Annotated in this window: 20 protein-coding genes; 13 read left to right on the top strand and 7 right to left on the bottom strand. The window is 66.8% G+C overall.

Annotated features, from left to right (window positions below):
• The first annotated feature begins 44 nt into the window (after positions 1–44).
• On the top strand, positions 45–899 hold the full coding sequence (locus M5D76_RS07985; protein ID WP_248922856.1) for a DegV family protein: 855 nt from the start codon (positions 45–47) through the stop codon (positions 897–899).
• 23 nt (positions 900–922) lie between these two features.
• On the opposite strand, the gene thpR is transcribed toward M5D76_RS07985, so the two are convergent.
• The 4 genes from thpR to M5D76_RS07965 form a co-directional block, all read right to left on the bottom strand.
• Positions 923–1,591 (bottom strand): RNA 2',3'-cyclic phosphodiesterase, encoded by a 669-nt coding sequence (gene thpR / locus M5D76_RS07980; protein WP_248922855.1) that lies wholly within the window; start codon positions 1,589–1,591, stop codon positions 923–925.
• Between the two features lie 9 nt (positions 1,592–1,600).
• A complete protein-coding gene (locus tag M5D76_RS07975) occupies positions 1,601–3,082 on the bottom strand; it encodes a DUF1846 domain-containing protein (protein WP_248922854.1) in 1,482 nt (493 codons plus the stop codon).
• 681 nt (positions 3,083–3,763) lie between these two features.
• Positions 3,764–4,927 (bottom strand): GGDEF domain-containing protein, encoded by a 1,164-nt coding sequence (locus M5D76_RS07970; protein ID WP_248922853.1) that lies wholly within the window; start codon positions 4,925–4,927, stop codon positions 3,764–3,766.
• 121 nt (positions 4,928–5,048) lie between these two features.
• Entirely contained in the window at positions 5,049–5,303 is a 255-nt protein-coding gene (locus M5D76_RS07965) for a TM1266 family iron-only hydrogenase system putative regulator (RefSeq protein ID WP_248922852.1), read from the bottom strand.
• Between the two features lie 195 nt (positions 5,304–5,498).
• Here M5D76_RS07965 and M5D76_RS07960 point away from each other — a divergent pair, with 195 nt between their 5' ends.
• Together M5D76_RS07960 and M5D76_RS07955 are read left to right on the top strand one after the other, a co-directional pair.
• Entirely contained in the window at positions 5,499–6,176 is a 678-nt protein-coding gene (locus M5D76_RS07960; protein WP_248922851.1) for a GNAT family N-acetyltransferase, read from the top strand.
• Between the two features lie 129 nt (positions 6,177–6,305).
• Positions 6,306–8,543, top strand: a complete 2,238-nt coding sequence (locus M5D76_RS07955; protein ID WP_248922850.1) for an ATP-dependent helicase — start codon at positions 6,306–6,308, stop codon at positions 8,541–8,543.
• Between the two features lie 11 nt (positions 8,544–8,554).
• Here M5D76_RS07955 and M5D76_RS07950 read toward each other — a convergent pair whose 3' ends face one another.
• Positions 8,555–9,001 carry a protease inhibitor I42 family protein gene (locus M5D76_RS07950; protein WP_248922849.1) on the bottom strand — a complete coding sequence of 149 codons (447 nt, stop codon included), beginning with the start codon at positions 8,999–9,001 and terminating at the stop codon, positions 8,555–8,557.
• A gap of 216 nt (positions 9,002–9,217) precedes the next feature.
• Between M5D76_RS07950 and M5D76_RS07945 the strand changes: the two genes are divergently transcribed.
• The 4 genes from M5D76_RS07945 (at position 9,218) to M5D76_RS07930 (ending at position 12,983) form a co-directional block, all read left to right on the top strand.
• Complete coding sequence (locus M5D76_RS07945) at positions 9,218–10,318, top strand: nucleoid-associated protein (RefSeq protein ID WP_248922848.1); 1,101 nt, start codon at positions 9,218–9,220, stop codon at positions 10,316–10,318.
• Positions 10,319–10,355: 37 nt separating this feature from the next.
• On the top strand, positions 10,356–11,174 hold the full coding sequence (locus tag M5D76_RS07940; RefSeq protein WP_248922847.1) for an AzlC family ABC transporter permease: 819 nt from the start codon (positions 10,356–10,358) through the stop codon (positions 11,172–11,174).
• Positions 11,164–11,472, top strand: a complete 309-nt coding sequence (locus tag M5D76_RS07935; RefSeq protein WP_248922846.1) for an AzlD domain-containing protein — start codon at positions 11,164–11,166, stop codon at positions 11,470–11,472. Before M5D76_RS07940 ends, M5D76_RS07935 begins: the two co-directional genes overlap by 11 nt.
• Before the next feature lie 71 nt (positions 11,473–11,543).
• The gene (locus M5D76_RS07930) at positions 11,544–12,983 is read left to right on the top strand and encodes a polysaccharide deacetylase family protein (RefSeq protein ID WP_248922845.1); all 1,440 of its coding nucleotides are present in this window, start codon (positions 11,544–11,546) and stop codon (positions 12,981–12,983) included.
• Here M5D76_RS07930 and larE read toward each other — a convergent pair.
• On the bottom strand, positions 12,980–13,807 hold the full coding sequence (gene larE, locus M5D76_RS07925) for an ATP-dependent sacrificial sulfur transferase LarE (protein WP_248922844.1): 828 nt from the start codon (positions 13,805–13,807) through the stop codon (positions 12,980–12,982). The two genes, M5D76_RS07930 and larE, sit on opposite strands and share 4 nt — an antisense overlap.
• 161 nt (positions 13,808–13,968) lie before the next feature.
• On the opposite strand from larE, the gene M5D76_RS07920 reads away from it, so the two are divergent.
• The 3 genes from M5D76_RS07920 to larC all read left to right on the top strand — a co-directional run bounded on the left by M5D76_RS07920 (position 13,969) and on the right by larC (position 17,736).
• Entirely contained in the window at positions 13,969–15,450 is a 1,482-nt protein-coding gene (locus tag M5D76_RS07920) for an RNA/DNA-binding domain-containing protein (protein ID WP_248922843.1), read from the top strand.
• 117 nt (positions 15,451–15,567) lie between these two features.
• Positions 15,568–16,362: a nickel pincer cofactor biosynthesis protein LarB gene (gene larB, locus M5D76_RS07915; protein WP_248922842.1), complete on the top strand. Its 795-nt coding sequence runs from the start codon at positions 15,568–15,570 to the stop codon at positions 16,360–16,362.
• A gap of 3 nt (positions 16,363–16,365) precedes the next feature.
• Positions 16,366–17,736: a nickel pincer cofactor biosynthesis protein LarC gene (gene larC, locus M5D76_RS07910; protein WP_248922841.1), complete on the top strand. Its 1,371-nt coding sequence runs from the start codon at positions 16,366–16,368 to the stop codon at positions 17,734–17,736.
• Between the two features lie 110 nt (positions 17,737–17,846).
• Here the strand turns inward: larC and M5D76_RS07905 are convergent, their stop codons facing one another.
• Positions 17,847–19,541 carry a hypothetical protein gene (locus M5D76_RS07905; RefSeq protein ID WP_248922840.1) on the bottom strand — a complete coding sequence of 565 codons (1,695 nt, stop codon included), beginning with the start codon at positions 19,539–19,541 and terminating at the stop codon, positions 17,847–17,849.
• 334 nt (positions 19,542–19,875) lie between these two features.
• Between M5D76_RS07905 and M5D76_RS07900 the strand changes: the two genes are divergently transcribed.
• The 3 genes from M5D76_RS07900 to M5D76_RS07890 are packed head-to-tail and all read left to right on the top strand — an operon-like array spanning position 19,876 to position 24,303.
• On the top strand, positions 19,876–22,920 hold the full coding sequence (locus tag M5D76_RS07900; RefSeq protein ID WP_248922839.1) for a pilus assembly FimT family protein: 3,045 nt from the start codon (positions 19,876–19,878) through the stop codon (positions 22,918–22,920).
• Positions 22,921–22,930: 10 nt separating this feature from the next.
• Positions 22,931–23,971 carry a hypothetical protein gene (locus tag M5D76_RS07895; RefSeq protein ID WP_248922838.1) on the top strand — a complete coding sequence of 347 codons (1,041 nt, stop codon included), beginning with the start codon at positions 22,931–22,933 and terminating at the stop codon, positions 23,969–23,971.
• Complete coding sequence (locus tag M5D76_RS07890; RefSeq protein WP_248922837.1) at positions 23,971–24,303, top strand: type IV pilus modification PilV family protein; 333 nt, start codon at positions 23,971–23,973, stop codon at positions 24,301–24,303. Before M5D76_RS07895 ends, M5D76_RS07890 begins: the two co-directional genes overlap by 1 nt.

Raw genomic sequence — 24,303 nt, 5'->3', positions numbered from 1 at the left:
GGCCGCGGGGCGCACGTCACATCAACGCGAAACGAGGAGCAACCATGGCAACGCGCATCATCACCGATTCCGCCTCTGACATCCTGCCCGAGGAGTGCCCCGAGGGGCTTTCGATCGTGCCGCTGAGCGTCACCTTCGGCGGGACGACCTTCCGCGACGGGGTCGACCTCAAGCACCGGCGCTTCTACGAGATGCTCGTCGAGAGCGACGAGCTGCCCGTGACCGGCCAGGTCACCCCCTACGAGTTCAGCCAGGCCATCGCCGAGGCGCGCGCGGCGGGCGACGAGGTCGTGGTGCTCACGATGTCGTCGAAGCTCTCGGGCACCTACGAGAGCGCGCGTCTCGCGGCGCGCGAGGCGGGCGAGGGGGTCTACGTGGTGGACTCCGAGAGCGTCACGGTGGGCGAGCGCATCCTGGTCGAGCTCGCGCTGCGCCTCGTGGAGGAGGGCAGGCCCGCCCGCGAGATCGCGGCCGAGCTGGAGGGGCGAAAGCACGACGTGCGCGTGGTGGCTCTTCTCGACACCCTCGAGTACCTGCGCAAGGGCGGTCGCATCTCGGCGGCCGCGAGCATGGCGGGCGCGATGCTGGCCATCAAGCCGGTCATCGCGATCGTCGACGGCGAGGTCGCGATCCTGGGCAAGGCCCGCGGCTCGAAGAACGGCAAGAACATGCTCAACCAGAACATCGAGTCGAGCGGCGGCATCGACTTCCGCCAGCCGCTGGCGCTGGGCTACACGGGCCTCTCGCGCGACCTTCTGGACAAGTACATCGAGGACAGCCGCGGCCTGTGGGAGGAGAGCGTGAAGTCGCTGCTCGTCTATCCCGTGGGCGCCGCCATCGGCACGCACGTGGGCCCCGGCGCGATCGCGCTCGCGTACTTCTGCAAGGGCCGCGACTAGCGGCGCGGGCGAGCGGCGCGCGGCTAGGGGCGCGACTGGCGCAGGGCCACGCGTTCGAGCTCGGTGTAGGTGAGCCTGCCGCCCTCGGGGTGGTGGCTCCACATGAGAGACAGCGCGTCGGCGCGAAGGCGGGGCGTCCCCTCGAGGGGCGTCCCGCCCTCGTGTGCGGGGGCCGGGCCTGCGAGCCTGGCGCCCTCGGAGGCGAGGAGGCCCTCGAGGGAGGAGGGCGCGCTCTTCTCGCCCAGGCGCACGCCGCGCGCGAGGGTGATGTGGGGTCGATAGGGGCGCTCCTCGAGCGAGAGGCCACGGCCGCGTAGCGCACGCTCGAGGCGTGCCTGGAGGTCGAAGAGGGCGTCGAGGCTGGGTCCGGGCGCGAGGCCCTGCCAGAGGATGGCACGACCGTCCCGCCCGAAGCTTCCGAGCCCGGCGAGGGGGAGCTCGAGCGTCGGGACGCAGGACGCCTCGGCCGCCTCGCGCATCGCCTCGAGTGTAGATACGACCTGGCCTTCCTCGAGTATGCCGAGGAAGGCCAGGGTGAGGTGCAGGTTGTCGGGTGCCGTGGGGCGCGCCTTCGCGAGGTGGGGGAGCAGCAGCCCCTGCCTGCGGACGAGCTCCGCGCGCGTGGCGTCGTCAGGCAGGACGGCAACGAAGATCCGCCTCGCCGAGCCCTCGCTGTCCGCCCGCGCGACCATGCGTCGGCCCTACTTGTGGTAGAAGCTGCCGCGCTCGAACTTGGGCTCGCAGCACACGTTGATGCCCAGGCGCTTGTAGACGGCCTCGTCGGTGCGGGAGATGATGACCGAGAAGTACGCGTCGCAGCCCGCGAGCTCGCTCGTGGCGGCGATGACCTTCTCGGCGAGGGGGTTGGTTGCCGAGCTGATCGAGAGGGCGATCAGGGTCTCGTCGGAGTGCAGGCGCGGGTTGGTGCTCCTGAGGTGCGCCGTCTTGAGGTGGCCGATGGGGGCGAGGGCCTCGTCGGAGACCACGTAGACGTCCTTCTCGACGCCTGCGACGCACTTGAGGGCGTTGAGGAGGAGCGACGACGCGGCGCCGAGAAGATCGCTCGTCTTGCCGGTGACCAGACGGCCGTCGGGCAGTCGCATGGCGCCGGCGGGCTTGCCGGTGACCTCCTCCTTGAGCAGCGCCGCCGCGTGCGCGGGGTTGTAGTTCTCGTCGACGCCGACCTCGTTCATGAGCAGGCCGATCTTGGCGAGCTCGCTGTCGCCCTGGCCCGTGCGCTCGATCTTCTCGGCGGTCTGGAAGTAGCGGCGGATGATCTCGTTCTTGCCGGCCTCCTGGCAGACCTCGTCGTCGGAGATGCAGTTGCCCACCATGTTCACGCCCATGTCGGTGGGTGACTGGTAGGGGCTCTCGCCCATGATCTTCTCCATCATGGCCTTGAGGACGGGGAAGGTCTCGACGTCGCGGTTGTAGTTGACCGTGACCTCGCCGTGGGCCTCGAGGTGGTAGGGGTCGATGATGTTGTTGTCGTCGAGGTCGGCGGTGGCGGCCTCGTAGGCGACGTTCACGGGGTGCTTGAGCGGCAGGTTCCAGACGGGGAAGGTCTCGAACTTGGCGTAGCCGGCCTTCACGCCGTGCTTGTTCTCGTTGTAGAGCTGGGAGAGGCAGACTGCGAGCTTGCCCGAGCCGGGGCCGGGGGCGGTCACGACGACGAGCGGCTTCTCGGTCTTGACGTAGTCGTTCTTGCCGAAGCCCTCGTCGGAGACGATGAGGTCGAGGTTGGCGGGGTAGCCGGCGATCGAGTAGTGGTGGTAGACGTTGATGCCCATCTGCTCGAGGCGGTTCTCGTAGGCGACCGCCTTGGGCTGGCCGGCGTAGCGCGTGATCACGACGCCGCCGATGGCGAGGCCCATGCCGCGGAAGACGTCCATGAGGCGAAGGACGTCCTCGCCGTAGGTGATGCCGATGTCCGAGCGCCTCTTGCCCTGCTCGATGTCGTTGGCGTTGAGGGCGAACAGGACCTCGGCGTCGTCGGCGAGCTGGTGGAGCATGCGGGCCTTGGAGTCGGGCGCGAAGCCGGGGAGCACGCGGCTGGCATGGTAGTCATCGAAGAGCTTTCCACCGAACTCGAGGTAGAGCTTGCCCCCGAACTGGTCGATGCGCTCGCGAATGTGCGAGGCCTGCATCTCGATGTACTTGTCGTTGTCAAAGCCGATCTTCATGCGCCAATCCTCTCCGTACCCGAAAAACAACTTGTCGATAGTACGACGCCGACCAGGCACGTCAGCGCGTGATTTCGCGTATGCACAGCTATTGCATGTATTTGATGAGTTCGTGTGCGCGCTATCCTAGCATCCTCCGACATAGAGGAGCTGCATAAACTCGTCACGATATTTCTGTATTTGGGGATGATTGCGCGAATCTACGACCGTTCGTGCGTAAATACCGACCACTCACTTAAATGTCTAGTTATTGGTGGTCATTTGGGCGGTTTTGGGTATCATGAGGTTGTGAGAAGGATCGGAACTTCGACGCACGACCGCGGAGGTGGTGCCTTTGGAGAACCAGAAGACGTAATACAGGGGTCCATGGTGTCAGGCGTTGCGTGTCCCGTCTTAGCTTGCAGGCCATAGGAGCAAAGGCCAATCACGCGGTGATCCCGCTAAAGCCTCTGAGAAGGCAGATGGAAGAACCGGCACCTGACACAAAATGGACTGAGCGCCAACCGATGAGGCGCTGTGCGGTACGTAGTTGTAGGCCTGGACCTTACCTCACGAGAGGATAGTCCGAGTTAAGGGGGAGAGTCCAAAGGGCAGATAACGAGTTACCTCCAGGCGGGCGGCCGACGGGCCGCCCGCTTTCTTGTGCCGAACCCTGCGGTTTTGCGCACGCTGCGTCGCCGCCTAGCGTGTCGGGCTCCGCATGATCTTCCCGTCGAGCGTCCGGATGCAGTACTGGTTCTTGCCCTGCTGCTTCGCCATGTAGAGCATCTCGTCGGCGTAGTGGTAGAGGCGGTCGGCCGTCGAGCGGTCATGCTCGAACTCCACGATGCCCGCCGAGACCGTAAGCGGGTGGTTGCCCTTGATCTCGATGTTGCCCACGGAGATGCGAAGCCGCTCCATCACGTAGCGCAGCTCGGTGTCGGCCATGCAGTGCCTCACGACGAACACGAACTCGTCGCCGCCGAGCCTGCCGGCAAAGTTCTCCCCGTTGTCGACCAGCCGGTCGCAGTAGGTCGCGCCGTCGTCGACGCATACGTTGAGGGAGCTCATGATGGCCCGCGCCACCTCGTGGATCGCGCGGTCGCCCTCCTGGTGCCCGTAGGTGTCGTTAACGTCCTTGAAGTCGTCGATGTCCACGATGCCAATCACGCCCTGCGAGCTGCTGGAGCGGCAGATCCTGTTGAGCGTGTCGAAGAAGCGCGAGCGGTTCAGCAGCCCCGTGAGGTTGTCGAACGTCGACTCGACGGTGAGCGTGCGCTGCACCTTCTCATAGTTGAGCCTCGTGAGCTCGTAGTCTATGGCGTGGCGCGCGTTCGCGTAGTGGACGGCGCTGGCCACGAGCCAGAAGAGCACCATGTTGGTGATGTCGCCGCCGGCAAGGTTGGCCGGCTTGAATCTCACCGAGAGAAAGGCGAGCGTGCCCGCGAACAGCGCCATGATCAGCGTCGTGCGATAGAAGCGGTCGACGGAGGTGACGGCGACTACGACGAGAAGAGCCGGCATCGCGGTCGCGACCATGGTGTGGTCTGCGACCGAGGCGAGAACGCCGAAGCTCATCAGCAGCACGTTGACGCTTTGGCTGATGAGGACTGGGTGGCGCCGTGCGAAGTCGGGCGCGAAGCGCTGTACGGCGAGCACGATGGCCGTGGGCACGAGAATCGTCGCGTAGGTGACGACGTACGAGCGGTCGAGCACGCCGACGAGGGAGAGCACCGAGCACAGCAGCATGAACGCGAAGAGGCAGCGCGCGATGCTCCTGCTGTGCCTGAGGTTGGCCGCATGAATGCCCGGCCTTGCAGCGTCGAACTCGCGCTCTGACTTGCCGTAGAGGTCGAAATACTGCAACGTGGCCCACGCTCCCGGATGGCTGAATCGACGATCGAATCAATAAAAGGTTATGGGAGAAGAGCGCCCTCGCGCCTGTTGCATCGCCTGCGCGGCGCCTTTTGTCGGCGGGTGCGCGTCGTCACTCGGACGTCACGCTCGAGAAGGCGGTCTTGCAGCTCACGCCCGCGAGCGCGCCGATACGGCCGGCCATCGTCGAGATCGTGTCCTGCGGCGCGTCGACGGCGACGCTTATGATGCTGATGTCGCGCTCGCGGTAGGGGATGCCCATGCGTCCGATCACGTACGCCGCGTACTCGTGGAGGATCGAGTTGAGCTCCGCCACCGAGTCCGGCTCCTCCACGATGATCGCAATCAGTGCCACGCGCCTCTGCATGACTGGTCTCCCTCCGTCCGCGTCCGTCACGATCGTCGCGCATGATGATAGCAGCGTATGCGCATTCCGTTTGCGGCGTCGCCGGTGGCGGTGAGGTGAATCCGACCCAGTCTCGAGCGCGCCCGCCCCAAAAACCAAGTATGCTAATGGGCCGTCTGTTTGGGATTGCTGGATGACGAGTCGAGGGAGTGAGCCATGGCACAGGGAACTGAAGAGCACGAGGGAGCCGAGCGCATGCTCGACCCCAACGTCACCATCAGGCCCTACCGCGACACCGACTTCGACGACGTCGCCAAGATCTGCGGCCGCATCTGGGTGCCCGACGTCGAGGGCTACTACGACCGCATCACCTTCGGCCGCGTCATGACCGCCGGCTCCCTCAGGCGCTCGAGCTTCTCCTACGTCGCCGTCCGCGGCACCAGCGTCATCGGCGCGTGCCTCGGCGGATTCGCGAAGGACGGTGCCATCGTGCAGGACCACGACCAGGACGCCGTGTTCGACTCGCTCATGATGGCCGCCCGCAAGCGCGCCAAGCTCGGCGGCCCGCGCGTCGAGGAGATGCTCTTCAGGCGCCTGCGCATGTACACCACCGCCGACGTCTTCATCTCGCGCGGCTACTCCAACGCCGACGCCGAGCTCAACATGCTCGTCGTGAACCCCGCCGACCAGGGCCACGGCATCGGCCAGGCCCTCTACGACACCGCCGTCGACTCCTTCCGCCAGGCCGGCGCCCGCGGCTTCTTCACCATGATCTCCGACGTCAAGGACTTCTCCTTCGTGGAGTCCCGCGGCCTGAGCCTGATCCAGAAGAAGGACGGCCCCTCGCGCAAGAGCGACGACGGCGCGATCTACCTCTACGGCTGCAGGCTGTAGCCCCACCGACCAACGCTTGACCCGGGCCAGCCCTAGGCGCACAATAGAACACGTGTTCTAATCATGCGAGGGGCGCCTGTCGCGTTCATGCCCGGCCCCCTCGCGACGCGTCGCCGGAAGGAGGGTGCGATGGGGGAGAAGAGCGAGGGCCTCGACTTGGGCGGCCTTCCTGACGAGCCGCGCGAGGCTCTGCTGCACCTCAACGACTCCCAGCGCGAGGCGGTCACCACCACCGAGGGCTACGTGCGCGTGATCGCGGGCGCGGGCTCCGGCAAGACCCGCGCGCTCAGCCGCCGCTTCGCCTACCTCGTCAACGAGCTCGGCATCATGCCCGGCAACATCCTCTGCGTGACCTTCACCAACAAGGCCGCCAACGAGATGCGACAGCGCATCCACCACCTCACCGGCGACGACGACGCTGCCTACGTCAACACCTTCCACGGCTTCTGCGTCAGCGTCCTGCAGGAGGACTCCAGCGCCCTTGGCTACCCCAAGAGCTTCCTCGTGCTCGACAACTCCGACATCGACCAGATGCTCGCCATCATCTACGAGGAGCGCGGCATCACGCTGCGCGACATGACCTACGCCCGCGCGCGCGACATGTTCGAGATGCGCAAGTGCGTGAGCGAGCGCGACTACTACAAGCTCCTCGTCGACCTCTCGCTCGAGAAGCTCAAGGCCAAGTACGACGAGGCGACCGCGGTCGAGGACATCCTCTTCTACGGCTACCTCTACCAGGAGAAGAAGTGCTTCGGCCTCGACTACAACGACCTCATCTTCCTCACGTTGCACGTGTTCGCGACGCGCGAGGACATCCGCCTCAAGTGGCAGGGCCGCCTCGAGTACATCATGATCGACGAGTTCCAGGACATCGACCCTCCCCAGTACGAGCTCATGGAGGTCCTCCAGGGCCTGCACCACAACCTCTTCGTCGTCGGCGACCCCGACCAGACCATCTACACCTGGCGCGGCGCCAACGTGCGCTTCCTTCTTGACTTCGACAAGCGCTTCTCGCCCTGCACGACCATCTACCTGCGCGAAAACTACCGCTCCACGCCGCAGGTCCTCTCCGTGGCGAACTCGCTGATCGAGAAGAACAGCATGCGCCTCGAGAAGGACCTCGTGGCCACGCTTCCCGACGGAGGCCCCGTGCGCGGCCACCATGCCAAGAGCTCCGCCGACGAGGCGAGGTGGATCGCGGACACGATCGAGGACCTGCATGCCGGCAGCCTCGAGGAGGGTCGCAACCCCGTCGACTATCGCGACATCGCGATCCTCTACCGCGCCCACTACGTGACGCGCTCGATCGAGGAGGTCCTCATCAAGCGCGAGATCCCCTACACCATCTACTCGGGCGTGCAGTTCTTCGACCGCGCCGAGGTGAAGGACGCCCTGAGCTATCTGCGCATGGTCTGCTACCAGGACGACCTCTCGTTCATGCGCGTCGCGAACCGTCCCAAGCGAAACATCGGCGAGCAGCGCATGCGCTTCCTGCGCAACTTCGCCGACGGCCAGCACATCTCGCTGTTCGAGGCCCTGCGCCGCAGCCTCGACGACCCGCTCTTCAAGGGCACCGGCGCCCGCGACTTCGTGCGGCTCATCGAGGCGCACCTGCCTGGCGTGGCGAGTCGCCCGGTCAGCGAGCTGCTGGCGTCGCTGCTCGACAAGAGCGGCTACGAGCTCGCGCTCCGCACCGAGGGCAGCCAGGAGCGACTCGACAACCTCGCCGAGCTCAGGCAGTCAATCTACGAGTACGAGACGAGCTGCGGCGAGGAGGCCACGCTCGAGCGCTACCTGACGCACGTCGCGCTCTTCTCGGGCATCGACCAGGGCCTCGGGCGCGACAAGGTCAAGCTCATGACCGTCCATGCCGCCAAGGGCCTCGAGTTCCCCCACGTCATCATGGCCTCGCTCAACGAGGGCGTGTTCCCGTCGCGCAAGGTGCGCACGCGGGAGTCGATGGAGGAGGAGAGGAGGCTCTGCTTCGTCGCCATGACCCGCGCCTGCAAGGGGCTCTACCTCGTGGACGCCGAGGGTGCGACGCTCGAGGGGATCCCGCGCTACCCGTCGCGCTTCGTGCTGGACGTGGAGCCCTCGCTCATCTCCTTTGACGAGCCGCTGCCGCAGTCGCTCGTGGCGGAGGCGCGCGACTACATCGCGCTCAAGGACCGCAAGATGGCGCGCGCCGAGGCAGAGCTCGCCGCACCGCGCTTCGAGGCCGGCGCCCGCGTGAGGCACCGCGTGTTCGGGTTGGGTTCGGTCCTCTCCGTCGACGAGGAGAAGCGCGCCTACCAGGTGCAATTCGACGACCTGGGGACGATTCGCACGATCACCTTCCGAGTCCCGATGGAGGCAGCGGAGAAGTAGGCGCCCGCGCCCTAGTGGAACCTGACGCTGTTGTCGAAGTGCTCGCCGCTTTCGCCGGTGAGCTTGATGCTCAGGTCGCTTCCGACCTCGAACTCGTAGGTCACGGTCTTGTCGCTGTCGCTGGTCTCCCAGCCGCGCGAGAGGCGGAAGGTCGCCTTGTCCTTGCCGGCCTTCTTGCCCGCGAGCACGAAGTGGTCCTCGAGGGGGCCGCCCGCCTGGTTGGGCTGGCCGAGCTCGACGGTGCTGACCTGCTGGAGCTCGAGCACCGTGTTGTTGGTCTCGCAGGTCCAGGCGTAGCCGGTGCCGGCGTTGTAGGGGAGGCACACCTCGACCGTCTTGCCGCCCTGCGCGCCGGCCTGGGGCGAGCAGCCGGAGAGGGCGACGCCGATCGCGGCAGCGGCGACCCCCGAGACGAAGGCCCTGCGCGTGAGGATGGTCGGTGTGCTCTTCTCGGTCATGTAAGTCTCCAAGCCGTGGCGCGCCCATGGCGCGGGTGTGATGTGCAACCACTAATACTATGCGACCCGCGCGGCGAGGGCGCCCGCGGCCGCGCGGACCCTCGCCCCTCACGCAATTTTTCTGCATTTGCGGCTCTGTCCTGCAGGTGCGCTATCCTGTTTTCCGCCCTACCAACCCCGCCGCGAACGCGGCATCCCCATAGACGGTGATCTCCCATGATGCGAATCAGCCATGCGATCCTCCACGCCTTCGACTTCGAGAGCGGCAGCTGCTATTTCTCCGAGCGCGAGCTCGACGTGTCGGACCGCCCGACCAAGTCCTACGTGCAGCGTCACATGCGCAAGGTGAGCCAGAGCGTCGACAGCCAGCACGGCTCCTTCTCCGAGGACTCGGGCTTTGCCGACGCGCTGCGCGGCTACAAGGCCGGCGAGATCGACTTCGTCGAGATCTCCAACCAGGTCGCCCAGTACCTGTGGGAGGAGCTGCGCCGCTGCGACGACCTCGAGGAGTGCGACCTTCTGGTCTGCGACTTCACCGACACCAAGGACATGAAGGTCCGCGCCGAGCAGGCGGGAGGCGGCGCCATCGCCGAGGCCATGGTCGAGGCCGCGACCGACGAGGACGGTTTCGAGGACCTCTCGCAGGAGTTCTTCGCCGCGGTCCTGCTGCCGCGCCGCCAGACCTTCGTGCACGAGATCGGCTCGGACCCCTCCGGCTCGCCCGCCAACTGGATCCTGCGCCACGACTCCACGCTGCCCAACCCCACGCAGAAGGTCGACAGCTACGTCGTGATCGACCTCGCCGACCTCTCGATCGACTTCCACGACAAGGTCCGCATGGTCCAGGCGCAGGAGCGGCGCATCATCCCCGAGGGGCTCCTGCAGTGCTCGGTCCAGGCCTCCAGCAAGGAGGTCGTCGAGACGGTCGAGAAGATCGTGGCCGACGTCGCGGCCGAGTACGGGGCCAACGTCACCGAGGCGGTCGCCCAGGCGAAGGCCGTCGTCGCCTCGAGCGCCGACCGCGAGGAGTCCTTCGCCCCCGACGAGGTCGGCCGCCAGGTCTTCGAGGACAGGCCGCAGCTGCGCGAGCGCTTCGAGGAGGCCGCCCGCGAGGTCGAGCTTCCCGAGGAGGTGCCCGTCAAGCGCGGCGTCGCTAACCGCCTCGCCAAGAACCACAAGATCAAGACCGACACCGGCATCGAGATCACCTTCCCCTCGTCCTTCGCGGCGGACCCCAACTACATCGAGTTCACCACCGACGCCGAGGGCTACGTCTCGATCATGATCAAGAACGTGAAGAAGATCGACAACAAGTAGCGGACGACCCGCGCGACGCGAGAGGAGGGGAGAGGGCGTGCTCAGAGGCATCATCCACCGACATGGCCAGGCGCTTCGCGAGGGCGCGCGCGACGGCGTGCCCATAGGCCTCGGCTACCTCGCCGTCTCCTTCTCGCTCGGCATCGCCGCCCGCGGCGTCGGACTCACGCCCTTCCAGGGCTTTGTCGCGAGCATCCTCAACAACGCGAGCGCCGGCGAGTACGCCGCCTTCACCCTCATGGCGGCAGGCGGCACGCTCGTCCAGATGGGGATCGTGACGCTCGTCGCCAACGCGCGCTACTTCCTCATGAGCTGCGCCTTCTCGCAGCGCTTCGCCGGAGGCACCCGCCTCGTGCACCGCCTGCTCGTCGGCTTCGCCCTGACCGACGAGCTCTTCGGCATCGCCATCGCGCGCCCCGGCTACATCGACCCCTACTACTCCTACGGCGCCATGGCCACGGCCATGCCCGGCTGGGCCTTCGGCACGGCGCTCGGCATCGCCCTCGGCAACGTCATGCCCCCGCGTGTCGTGAGCGCCCTCTCGGTCGCCCTCTTCGGCATGTTCCTCGCAATCGTGGTCCCGCCCTCGCGCAAGAGCCGTCGCCTGCTCGCGGTCGTCGCGGCCTCCTTCGCCGCGAGCCTCGCCTTCGAGCTCGCGCCCTATGTCTCCTCGCTCGACTCCGGCACGCGCATCATCATCCTGACGGTCGCCATCTCGGCCGTCGCCGCGCTCGTCTTCCCGGTCGCCGACGGCGGCGCCCAGGAGCTCGGGCAGGACGAGAAGAGCCTGGCCTCGCTCGGCGACGACGTCCTGGAGGCCACGGACCCCGAGAGGGGAGGCTCCGATGAGCGCTAGTCCCTACGCCTACATCGCCGTCATGGCCGGCGTGACCTTCCTGATCCGCATCCTCCCGCTGACCCTCATCAGGCGTCGCATCGAGAGCCGCTTTCTGCAGTCGTTCCTCTACTACGTGCCCTACGTGACCATCTCGGTCATGACGTTCCCGGCTATCGTGCACGCCACGAACTCGCCGGTCGCGGGCGCGGCCGCCCTCGTGGCGGGCGTCCTTGCGGCGTGGTTCGGCGCGAGCATGTTCCAGGTGGCCGTCGGATGCTGCGCCCTCGTGTTCGTCCTGGAGCTCTTCCTGGTCTAGCACGCGCGTGACCTCGCACAAGGCGGCCCTCTCGTTGTAGACTGTGGTGGTTGAAACGTATGGAGGGGTACATGTCTACAGAGGAAAACAGCGGATCGCGTCACACGCCACGCCACGGCACCCGCCGTCCCACGCCGCGAGCCGACTCGCCGCGCGCGAGCCATGCGCGCCACGGGTCCGCTCCCCAGCAGGGCTCGCACGCCGCGCACCGTCACGCAGGTCCGGCCCAGCACGCCCCCTCCTCCGAGCGCACCCAGCGGCACGCCCAGCAGCACGCCCAGCAGGGCACCCCGCAGCAGCGTGGCGCCCGCCACTCCGCCGAGCCCACGCCCGAGCAGCGCGCCGCCTCCCAGCGCAGCGCCGCCGAGCGCGCCGCCGCGAGCCAGGCCGCGGCCCAGCGCCGCGAGGCCGCACGCAGCGCCTACGCCAACGCGAGCGCCCCGCGCGAGACGGCACGTCGTGCCGCCAGCCTGCGCAGCCAGGCGCCCCGCTCGGCCATGTCCCCCAAGGACCGCAGGCACAACCCCGTCGCCAGCTTCTTCGGCGGCCTGTTCATCTTCCTCGTGGCGCTCACCCTGATCTTCGGGGGCAAGACCGTCGTGCTCGACCAGATGCCGCTTACGCCCGAGAACGTGCTCTTCTCGTTCACGTCCACCATGGGCGCGATACCGGCCGGCGTCGCCCAGCTCCTGCCCGGGCCCCACGCCCGCCTCGCCCAGACCGCGCCCGAGGGCATGGCCAAGTCCGCCACCGTGCTCGCCGCGAAGGTGTCCGACGCGGGCAAGAAGCTCACCGCGCAGAAGCAGACCGAGTCGAACCGCTCGACCGACTTCGCCGTGCGCGCGGGCGACCCTCCCAGCAACACCCAGCCGAGCGACACCAAGACGCTCTACCTCACCTTTGACGATGGCCCGTCCGACAAGACGCAGGCGGTCCTCGACATCCTGGACCGCTACGGCGCCAAGGCCACGTTCTTCGTCACGGGCATCGACCAGTCGCACGCGGACATGATCAAGGTCGCGCACGACAAGGGCCACACCATCGGCCTGCACACCTACAGCCACGACTACGCGAGCGTCTACTCGTCGGTCGGCGCGTACTTCTCGGACCTCGACGCCATCGGGCAGGTCGTGAAGGAGCAGATCGGCTACGTGCCGTGCTTCATCCGGTTCCCGGGCGGCGCGTCCAACACGATCTCGGCCAACTACTCGGCCGGCATCATGAGCCAGCTCACCTCCGACGTGCAGGCGCGCGGCTACCAGTACTACGACTGGGACGCCTCCTGCGGCGACGGGTCGGTGCACGACGCAGACGAGACGGCCGCCATCGCGACCGAGGACAGCCCCGCGGTCGGCATGCAGAACGTGATCATGCTGCTGCACGACTCCGCGACCAAGCAGTCCACGGTCGACGCGCTGCCGCGGATCATCGAGTACTGGAAGGCCCAGGGCTACGAGCTGAAGGCCATCGACCGCGACACGCGCATCTCGCACCAGGGCGTCAACAACTAGTCGCGCAGCATCTCGTTCATCGAGCCTGAGCGAAAGCCGATGAGGTCGCAGGTCACGTACGTGAACCCGAACTCGCGCAGGCGCCGCGCGACCTTGTCGCGGCACTCGGCGTCGAGCAGTCGGCCGATCTCGTCCGGCTCGAGCTCGATGCGGGCGATCTCGCCCTCGCGGCCGTGGCACCTCACGCGCAGCTGGCCGAAGCCCAGCCCGTGCAGGTACTCCTCGGCAGAGCGGATGCGCCGCAGCTTGGAGTCCACGATCTTCTCGCCGTACGCGACGCGCGACGACAGGCACGCCGCCGACGGCTTGTCCCAGGTGGGAAGCGACATCTCGTGCGCGAGGCGGCGGATCTCGGCCTTGGTCAGGCGCGCGTGGCGCAGCGGGCTCTTGACGCCCAGCTCGGTGAGCGCCCGCAGGCCCGGGCGGTAGTCGGTGAGGTCGTCCATGTTGGAGCCCTCGGCCAGGTACTGGATGCCCCGCGAGGCCACCACCATCTGTATCTCCGAGAAGAGCGCGCGCTTGCACAGGTAGCAGCGGTCGGGACCGTTGTCGGCGAAGCCCGGCACCTCGAGCTCGTCGAAGGAGATCGTCTCGTGGCGGATGTTCTGCGCGACGCAGAACTCGTGCGCGCCCACGTAGTCGGAGACCGAGACGCCGTGCATGCGCGCCGTGATCGCGAGCATGTCGTCGCCGAGGGTGTCGCGGGCGACCTTGGCGAGCAGCGTGGAGTCGACGCCGCCCGAGAGCGCCACCGCGACGCTTCCGAGCGAGCGGAGGTAGGACCTGAGGGACTCGAGCTTGTCGTAGATGCCTTGCTCTGGCATGGCGCCTCCCTGCGGTCGCCGACGATTTGCTCATAGTGTAGCCCTCTTCGTCGCATATGCCGTCGGCAAGATGACGTGTCCCCTGCCAGCGACGGCAGAGGTTTTGCGAACTGGCTGGTTGATAGAATTGGGATCTCAGAGAGCTCTGGAGGCGAATTGGCGTGAAGCTTAGCGACTTGACATACCTTAGGGAAAACAATCGCCTGGAGGTGAAGGCGGCCCAGGGACGAGACGGCAATGGTGCACTGCCGCGAAGCGTCTGGGAAACGGTCTCCGCGTTTGCAAACACGTCAGGTGGCACGATCGTCCTTGGTGTCGAAGAGCTTGCGGACGGCTCTCTCTCGACCGTTGGAATCAAGCGTGCCGACAAGGTGCTGGACGACTTTTGGAATGCAGCCCTTTCCAAGGACAAGCTCAGTGCACGCATTCTCAGTGACGGAGATGTGACGATTGAGGTCATTGACGGGAAGAGCTTGGTCGTCATTCGCGTGCCATGGGCGAATCGCTACGTTCGGCCTGTCTATATTGATGACGATCTCTTCGGAGGGACGTTCCGTAGAACGCATACAGGAGACCATCGGTGCGATCGCGAGGAAGTTCTCTCTATGCTGCGCGACTCGGACACGTCAAGCCAAGACGCGACTCTGGTGAACTCTTCCGATATCAGCTATCTCAATCGGGAAACGCTTGGTCGCTATCGTCGTCGCTTCAGCGAGCGCAACGAGAATCACGTCTGGAGCGATCTTGATGACGAGAATTTCCTTTGCAACATTGGCGCCCTTGATAGGGACGAGAGTGGGTCTTTGAAGCCTACCCGCGCTGGCCTGCTGATGTTTGGCGAGGACCGTTGGATAACGCGTGAGTTCCCACACTATTTTTTGGACTATCGCCAGGAGACGAGCGGGGTTACCCGCTGGGATGATCGCTTTACCAGCTCGCCCGGGGATTGGTCGGGTAATCTGTTTGACTTTTATGCGCGCGTGTACAACAAGCTTAAGGCTGCGCTTAGGGTTCCGTTTCGCCTCGATGGCGTCGACAGGGTCGATGATACGCCCGCACATGAGGCGCTGCGAGAGGCAATAGTGAATGCCCTTACTAATGCCAACTGGTTTGAACGTCGAGGCATTGTTTGCGAGTGGAAAAACGAGGCCATTACGATCGAAAACCCCGGGGATTTCCGAATGCCCCTCGAGGAGGCGAGAAAGCCTGGAAAGTCCGATCCACGCAACGAAGCCATTATGAGGATGTTCTCATTGGTAGGCATAGGCGAGCGTGCGGGAAGCGGCATGGACAAAATATTCAATGGGTGGAAATGGGCACAGTATGATGAGCCCAGCTACGCCTTGGAGTACGGACCGGATCGAACCATCCTTAGGCTTCCGCTCGTCAATTCGTCCACTGATTCGTCTACTGGACAAATCGAGACGACGAATCGAATGGACGAACATCTGTCCACTGAGGATCGTAAGGTCTTGATGGTCAAGTATCTCGACGAGCATGAAGTCGCCCATCGAGGAGAGCTGGCTCGAGCCGCAGGAATCGGGCCTTCGTGGGCGAGCAAGCTCCTCTCTGAGATGGTGTTGGACAAGATTGTCGAGGCTGAAGGGTCGACTCGAGACAGGACGTTTAGGCTGAAGCGGTAGACTGAATGCTCTTCCCGGGGATATGAAAATGGAGCCCAATGATTGTGGCTTGGGGGAATCGTGAATCGAAGCGACTTGGAAGGTTTGCTCAGGGCCGTCGAGAGAGGCGAGGTGGGGGTGGCGCAGGCCACTGCGCGCATCGCGTGCGAGCCGCTCGCGGCCGTGGGCGCGCCGGAGGTGGACCTGGGCTACGCCCGCCCCGACCTCGACCGGGGCGTGCGCCAGGGCGTCTCGGAGGTCGTCTACGGAGCCGGCAAGAGCGCCGAACAGATCGCAGGCATCGTGCGCGCGCTCGCGGCTGCGGGGCAGCCGCGCATCCTGGTGACGCGCGTCGACGCTGAGAAGTGCGAGCGCCTGCGCTTGCTGCTCACGCCAGACGTCGAGGGGGACGCCGCGGCCGCGGCCGAGGGGGAGGCTCTTCTCGGCGGCATGAGCTACGACGAGGACGCGCGCCTCGTCACGTTTGGCGACGTGCCCGAGCCGGACGGCAACGCGTACGTGGTCGTGTGCGCGGCAGGGACGAGCGACCTGTACTGCGCGCAGGAGGCGGCGCTGACGGCCGAGATGCTGGGCAGCCGCGTGGAGCGCCTGTTCGACGTGGGCGTGGCGGGGATCCATCGGCTGCTTGCACATGCCGACACGATCCAGCGCGCGTCGGCCGTGGTCGCCGTCGCGGGAATGGAGGGGGCGCTTGCCAGCGTGGTGGGCGGCCTCGCGCCGTGCCCGGTGATCGCGTGCCCCACGAGCGTGGGCTACGGCGCGTCGTTCGGCGGCGTGTCAGCGCTGCTCTCGATGCTGAACTCGTGCGCGAGCGGCGTTTCGGTCGTGAATATCGACAACGGGTTCGGGGCCGGCTATCAGGCCGCCCTGATCGACCATGCCGGCCGGGGCCTGGCCGGCGGCGGGAGGTAGGCCATGCGGAGGGTTCTCTACCTGGACTGCTCGCTGGGGGCGTCGGGCGACATGCTGGTCGCAGCGATGCTCGATGCGGGCGCCGACGAGCGCGGCCTCGTGCGTGCGCTTGCGGGGCTGCCGGTCGAGGGCATTGACGTGCGCGTGAGCCGCACGACGGTGTCGTCGCTCGACGCGTGCGACTTCGACGTGGTGCTCGACGGCGTCGAGACCCACGACCACGACATGGACTACCTCTATGGGCATGGCGAGGGGCATGGTCACGGGCACGAGCATGACCACGAGCATGACCACGGGCATGACCGCGGGCATGGCCACGGGCACCGCAACCTGGCCGACGTCTGCAAGGTGATCGACGCGGCGGGCCTTGGCGAGGACGTGAGCGGGCTGGCGAAGCGGGTCTTCGGCATCGTCGCGGACGCCGAGGCGAAGGCCCACGGCATCGCGCGCGACGAGGTGCACTTCCACGAGGTGGGCGCCCTCGACTCGATCGCCGACATCGTCGCGGCGGCGTGGTGCCTGTGCGACCTGGGCGTCGACGACGTGGTGGTCTCGCCGCTCGGCGAGGGCGAGGGGACCGTGCGCTGCGCCCACGGCCTTTTGCCCGTGCCGGTGCCGGCCGTGGCCAACATCGCCGAGGCGCACGGGCTCGCGCTCGCGCCGCTGCACCGCGCCGGCGAGTTCGTCACGCCGACGGGCGCGGCCATCGTGGCGGCGGCGCGCACGGCCGATTCGCTGCCGCGGGCGTATCGCATGCTGCGCACGGGCCTCGGCGCCGGCAAGCGAGCCTACGAGCCGCGCTCCTTCGTGAGGGCGATGGTCGTGGAGGACCTGGGCTCGGAGGTCGGCCTCGGCGTGGCCCCCGGCGCTGCCGCGGGGGAGGGCGCCACGCTCTTCTCGGCTGGCGAAGGCGCGGGGGCGCTTGGCGAGCCGCACCTCTGGAAGCTCGAGACCGAGGTGGACGACTGCACGGGCGAGGCGCTGGGGCGCGTGCTCGGGCGGCTCTACGACGCGGGCGCGGCCGAGGCGCACTTCCTGCCCACGTTCATGAAGAAGAACCGTCCCGGCTACCAGATCGAGGTGCTGTGCGGGGCGGATAAGGTCGCCGACCTCGAGCGGGTGCTCTTCGAGGAGACCACGACCATCGGCGTGAGGCGCAGCCCGCTGTGGCGCACGTGCCTCGAGCGCGAGATGGTCGAGCTTGAGACGCCGCTCGGCAAGCTGGTGGCCAAGGTCGTCACGCTGCCTGGCGGCGAGAGGCGCGCCTACCCGGAGCACGACTCGGTCGAGCGGCTCGCCGGCGAGGCGGGGGTCTCGTACCAGAGTGCCTGGAGGTGCGCCGTCGCCGCGTGCGAGGGCTACGACGCGCGCTAGGCACGGCCACGGCGAATTGGCTGCCCTTTCACAAAACGACCCCGCCCGTGCACCAAGAGGCTCGTGCACGGGCGGGGTTTCGCTTTACGTACGGGTGGCTTCGGTTGGAATTAGGCCAGGGCGTACCAGCCCGTTCCCTCGCGGATCCAGCCGGCCTGCTCGACTGCGTTCGCCTCGAACTCACTCATCGTGAAGAGGTGCGCGCCTGTGCTCGAGTTGGGGTTGTAGAGGCGTGCGACCGGGCTGTCGTCCTCGGTGGCGCCATAGAAGGCGATGCCCTCGTAGTTCCAGCCGAGGTTCATCAGGCAGTCGCGCTCGTTGATGCTCGTGGTGTAGTGGTGGCCGCCCCCGTAGGGGTTGTAGAGGCGGTATACGCTCTCGTCGCCCTGCGCGGGCGCGCTCCACGCGACGCCCTCGCCGTTCCAGCCGGCCTTCTGCACCTGATCGTACTCGTAGGCGCTCGTGGTGTAGAAGTGCTCGCCGGAGTAGGGGTTGTACAGGCGATACACGCTCTCGGTCGGTGTGACGGTGGTCGCGATGGCGTAGTTCGAGAAGCCCCTCGTTGCGAACACCGCCGAGTTCGACTCGGGGTCGAAATAGGTCTCGAGCGGCACCCAGGTCCCGTTCTCCTCGTGGACCACGATCGCATCCGTGACGCTCTGGTCGTCCGCGATCGTGAGGGCCACGGCGGCACGCTGCTTCAGGTCCTCGTCGTGGCCGAGCGAGGCCGTCCAGGCGTTCGCGGGGTCATTGGTCCCCTTGTAGACGAGCTGGTCGAGCGAGAGGTCCACGACCTCCATGACCTCGTAGTCACCCTCGGCGGCCACGACCGCCTCAAGGCCGGCTTGCTCGGCGGGCGATATCTCGCTGTCGCTCACGTAGAGGGCGGCGGAGCCACTGAGCACGTCCTCGTTCGAGAGCTCGATGGCGCCGCCCGCGATCGCGTCGGACTTGGAGACGACGACGTCGTCCACCTCGGCAAAGCGCGCCCCAAGGTGGAAGTTTCCCTTTGCGACCTCGAAGGTGTAGACGGCGGTCTCCTCTCCCGTCTCGAAGGTCTCACCGTTGGGGCCGAACGAGACGAGCTGCATTCCGTGCTCTGGGATGAGCTTGACGGTGAGGGTCGTGCCGGCAGGGAAGACCGCGCCACCGTCGCCCTCGCCGTTCTCGCTCCAGTCAAAGGCAGTGCCCTGCACGAGGTTGTCGGCAGTGTAGGTGTTGCCGTCATACACCGCGCTCACGAACTCGATGCGGCCGTGGTCCATGTAGTCGTCCTTGCCCTTGTCCTCCTCGCGATAGGACCAAAGGATGTTGCCCACGGCGGGGTCTCGGTCTATGTCGGTGGTGGTCGATATCACGTAGGCGTCTGCCTTGGGGACCGTGATGTCGAACTCGGTGTGCTGGTTGGTGAAGTGGGCGAGCTTCTGCTCCTTCGTCGTGGGGATCTGGGTGCTGTAGTCAGTGCTGTTGACGGTGATCGAGGTCACCTTGGTGATGAACAGCGTCGAGAGGCGAATCGTTACGAATCCGGTTCCTGAGTCGTAGTACGAGACGTCCTCCTCGTGGAGCTCCTCGCCAGGTGGAAGCATCTGCATGTGGTCCGCGCCATCGCCGACCCACATGTCCACTGCCTCGCCCTCGAACGTGTAGGTAAACTTGCCCAAGGTGTTGGCGGGATCGTCGGCGGGAGAGAGTTGCGACTGCGCCTCTTGCTGGCCGCCCACGGCCAGTGCCGGGGCGGGGACTCCCGCAAGCGCCAATGCAAGCGCGGTGACAATCGAGGTGATCTTTCTTCCAAGGTCCATGCGCATCACATCCTCTCGTGCGTCCATACGTATTTGAACTATACGAAGCAATGCCCCTGGCCTCATGTCACATCGCGCACTCGTGCGGTGGGAGGTTGGACTTTGTCCCGCGGCCGTCAGCTCTGCTTGCCTATCCCGCCCGCGCGCAACCGCGGCATCGCCCCACCCACCCTTCGCCGTGCTGCCGCAGCGATTTCAAACCTGCAAGCAGCCTGCCCCGACATGCTCGCCGTTCGCATATGCGCACGTCGGCCCGCCGTAATGCGGTGCTACGATGGCTGCACTGTCAAGGGTACGCGCTGCGTGGCAATTTGCCGCGCGAAACGGAGCTTGGATGGGCATGCGCGGGCACGCCGATAGGAGCCGCCGGGGCTTCACGATGATGGAGATGATGGGGGCCGTCGCGATTCTCGCGATCGTGGCGCTCATCTCCGTACCGCCGCTCATGCACATGGCGCGCCAGCTGCGCATGATGCAGCTCGACGCCCAGGCCCAGCAGATCTACAACTCGGTGCAGAACCGCCTGAGCGCGCTCAAGGCCTCGGGCCAGGCGCCCCTACTCTTCGGCGAGGAGTCGCTCGCCGCATCCAAGGTCACCACCCGCCCGGCCGACTACCCTGCGGGCGCCGCCTTCAACGACGAGCAGCACGCCCTCTACCACCTCAGCTCCGACGCCGACTCCTCCGTCGCGCGCTACCTCTTCACCACCTCGGACGCCGCGACCTCCCGCATCGGCGCGTCGGACGTCTCGTCGGCCCTCCTCGACGGCTCGTTCGTTGTCGAGCTCTGCCCGCTCACGGGCGAGGTCTACTCGGTCTACTACTGGGAGGGCCCCGGCCAGGGCAAGGCCGACGCAATCAACCCCCGCACGGGCTCGAGGGGCGCCATCACCTGGGATGACGTGCATGACCTGCGCGGCCGAGAAGAGCGTTCCCCCTTCCTCGTGGGCTACTACGGGGGCGGCGCGCTGAGCCCGTACTTCCAGCCCAAGATCGACGAGTCCGAGCGCTTCGGCGACCTCTCGGTCGACCTCGTCAACTCCGAGGAGCTCTACGCCCGCGTCCGCAGCGAGAGCATCGGCAAGCTCGTGGGCAACGCGGAGCGCCTCGCCACCTTCAAGGTGCAGGTCTCCGTCGAGGGCACCTCCTACCAGTACTGGGGCCAGAAGGCGACCTGGGAGCGCACCTACTCTCCTGCGAGCTCCGACCCCGCCTGCCGCCTCACGCTGCGCCAGAGCGACACCGAGGTCGACGTCATCCTCGACAGCATGCGCGACGGCCTGAGCTTCGCCGAGATCTGCCGCGACGCGCACATCCTGCCGGGCTCCGACCTCAACGTCACCGTCCGCGTCTACTGCGACGTCGCCCAAGACGACCCCACGAGCCCGCTTCGCGAGAGCCGCTTCACCGCCAACAGCCTCTACCAGGAGCTCTCAGGCGGAACGGTCAAGGTCTCGTGCCTGCGCCACCTCCGCAACCTCGACCTGAGGGCGGTCTGCGCCAAGACCGGCGAGGCAGACCTCGGCGGCTACACGTTCAACTTCGCCAACTACACCCACATCGACGTCGGGCGCGACATCGACTTCGACGGCAACGCCTGGTGGGGCTCGCCGGAGTGCGTCTCGATCCAGAGCCGCCAGGACTTCGCCGGCAACGGCCTCAACCCGAACGCGACCTTCGCCCCGATCGTCGCCTCCGCCGAGATGGTGGCCAATCCCTCAAACGAGATGGTCGGCGGCGACCACACCCTCAAGAACTTCGTCATCGCCTCCGACGCCGAGCGCTGTGGCGTCTTCTCCAGCATGTTCTTCACCGTGCGCGACCTCAACATGGAGGACCCCCGCGTCACGGGCACGACCAACGTGGGCGCCCTCGTCGGCGAGCATACGAGCGGCTCCATCCACGACTGCCACGTGGTGACCACCGGAAAGGACGGCGTCTCAGTCACCGGCACGGGCGACAACGTGGGCGGCCTCGTGGGTCTCGTCACCGGCTGGGTCGAGATCGACAACTGCTCGGCCGCCATCGACGTCTCGGGTGGAAGCCACGTGGGCGGCCTCATCGGCGAGAGCCCGGCCTACACGCAGTTCACCAACTGCAACGTCGGTTACGAGAAGAACGACCTCTCCCGCCCCAGGCTCGTCTCGGTGAGCGCCGAGGGCGACTACGCCGGAGGCCTCGTGAGCGTCTCCTCCGCCGACATGCACGGCAACCACGTGCTTGCCAACGTCTCGGGTGCCAACTACGTCGGCGGCCTCGCGGGCGAGGTCCTGCGCGGCATCATCGTCGACTGCCGCGTCGGCAACACGGACGAGCAGATCCAGGTCAACGTCTCCGGCACGGGCAACTACGTCGGCGGCCTCACGGGCGTGACGCCCGCGGGCGGATCCGGCGACATCGTGCTCGCCAACGTCAGCGGCGGCTCCTACGTCGGCGGCCTCGTCGGCGACCTGACCAGCGGCTCTCTCGAGTCCTCGTCGGTCGCCGTGCGCATGGACGCCCCCGACTCCGAGCGCGAGACCGTCTACGGCTCGGGTTCCCGCGTGGGCGGCGCCGTCGGCAGACAGTCCGGCGCCGTCTCGACCGTCACCTCCAGCGTGGACGTCTGGAGCGAGGGCAACGCGGTCGGCGGCCTCGTCGGCGAGTCCCTCGCCGACATCCTTGGCTCGAGCGTCCACGGTTTTGTCGGCGACGACGGCATCCTCGTGTTTCCGAGCGTGTTCTCGCGGGGAATCGCCGTCGGCGGCCTCGTCGGAAGCCATCCCACGTCCAATCGCATTGTCGGCTCGTTCGCGTCTGCAAACACCGTCGAAGAGAGTGACGACGGCTGGTACTGCGGCGGGCTCGTCGGCAACGCGGCGTCCTGCATGATCCAGAACTGCTATGCCTCCGGAACCGTCAAGGGACAGCACGACGTCGGCGGCTTCGTCGGCTACCGTGAGGGCGGCTGGTGGAACTCCTGCTTCAGCTGCTGCAAGAACGTCGAGGGCGACTACGTCGTGGGCGGCTTCGTCGGCTACGACAACGAACCTGGCAACCTGAGCTACTGCGCCGCCTACGGGCGCACCACCAGGGCCTACCACGCAAGCTACGTCGGTGCCTTCGCCGGCTACACCAGGGACGGGTCCCGCTACTCCGAGTGGAGCGGCCTCTTGTACTTCGTCAGCGCCAACATCAACAACGACTTCGCCAACTCCCATGAGGTCGACCTGCGCCTCGGCTACTACGAGTGCGTCTCCGAGGCCTCCGGCTACCCCCGTCCCCCCGAGACCCACCCGTCCAACGCCTGGCTCGTGGGCCTGACCTACCCGTTCCGCACCGTCAGCCACAACGGGTCCGTCCTGCCGTTCTACGGCGACTGGCCCGTGCCGTCCGCCTAGGGAGGTGACCATGGCATCACGTCGACACGCATACGCCCGCCGAGAGGAGCGCGCCTCCCGCGCCCACGCCCGCTCGGAGCGCGGCGCCTCCTTCGTGGTGGCGCTCCTGCTCATGCTCGTCTGCTCCGTCGTCGCGGCCGTCATCGTCACCTCGTCGGCCGTCAGCGCCGAGCGCAGTCGCAAGACCCTCGAGGAGCAGCAGGCCTACCTTGCCGTCTCCTCGGCCATTCAGGCCGTCCGCACGCTCTGCGCAGACTCCGGGCCCGTGGCCGACCTCGTGCTCACGCGCGCGGACTCCTCCTCAGACTTCTCCGCCGGCTCCACCTCGGACGGCACCCCGCTCGCGCAGTGGGCAGCCTCGGCGGCAAACTCCGCGCGCGCCGGTTCGACGCCCACCCAGACCTTCAAGGCCGCGGGCTTCACCCACGCCGACGCGACGGTCCCCGACGTCGACCTCGAGTTCCAGATGATGCCCGCCGGCTCCGCCGAGCAGTACAAGATCAAAGTCGTCGCCCGCCTCTCGGCCAACGCCGACCACGAGCGCTACGCCAACGCGATCTCCACCACGATCGACGCCACCCTCGTCGACGACAAGACCCTCTACTGGGGCTCGGGGCCCGTGCCCGAGGACACCCCGGCCGAGGCGCCCCAGACCAACACCACCGTCTACGACACGCCCTACATGAGCGACGTCTGGGGCATCGCCCACGACGCCTGGTGGGAGAAGCAGTGGCAGAAGTGCAAGTGGAAGGCCACGGCCAACAGCGAGCTCTTCATCGCGTCCAACCCCTCGCACTACATCGTCACGATCTACTACCGCGGCGCCTACTACATACCCGTCTGCAACGCGCCGGCCGGCAGCATCTACGACGGCCGCGCCATGGCCGCCAAGGTCAACAACCTCGACGACGAGCGCATGCTCACCGACATCCCGGCCGACGGCCAGCTCAACTGCGAGCGCCGCATCATTAATCCGGACGGCTCCGAGCCCGAGGAAACCACCAAGAACTCCCTCAGGGACTTCACGATCACATGGAAGAAGGTGTCGTGATGCACACCCGCAGCGAGAGGGGAGAGACCCTGGTCGAGACGCTCGCGGCCATCCTGGTCTGCGCCTTCGCCATCACGGCGCTCTTCGCCGCGACGGCCGTCGCCTCGCGCCTCAACCAGCAGGCGAACGAGCGCGCGAGCCGCCTTTCCCAGGAGCTCGCCTACGCCGAGGCCTCGGGCACCTACCTTGAGCCGCGCGCGGATTCTACCCTGGCGCCCGCGACCGAGCCCGAGCGCCAGACCATCACCATCGGCGGCACCGCCTACGACGTGACCCTCTCCGGCGGCCCCGACGTCGTCTCCTGGGAGACCCCCGAGAAGAGAGGGGCCTAG

It is taken from the genome of Olsenella intestinalis (assembly GCF_023276655.1).
GTDB classification, from domain to species: Bacteria; Actinomycetota; Coriobacteriia; order Coriobacteriales; family Atopobiaceae; genus Olsenella_J; species Olsenella_J intestinalis.
Note: the sequence above shows the minus strand (reverse complement) of the source record. Positions and strands in the feature narration are given on the sequence as shown.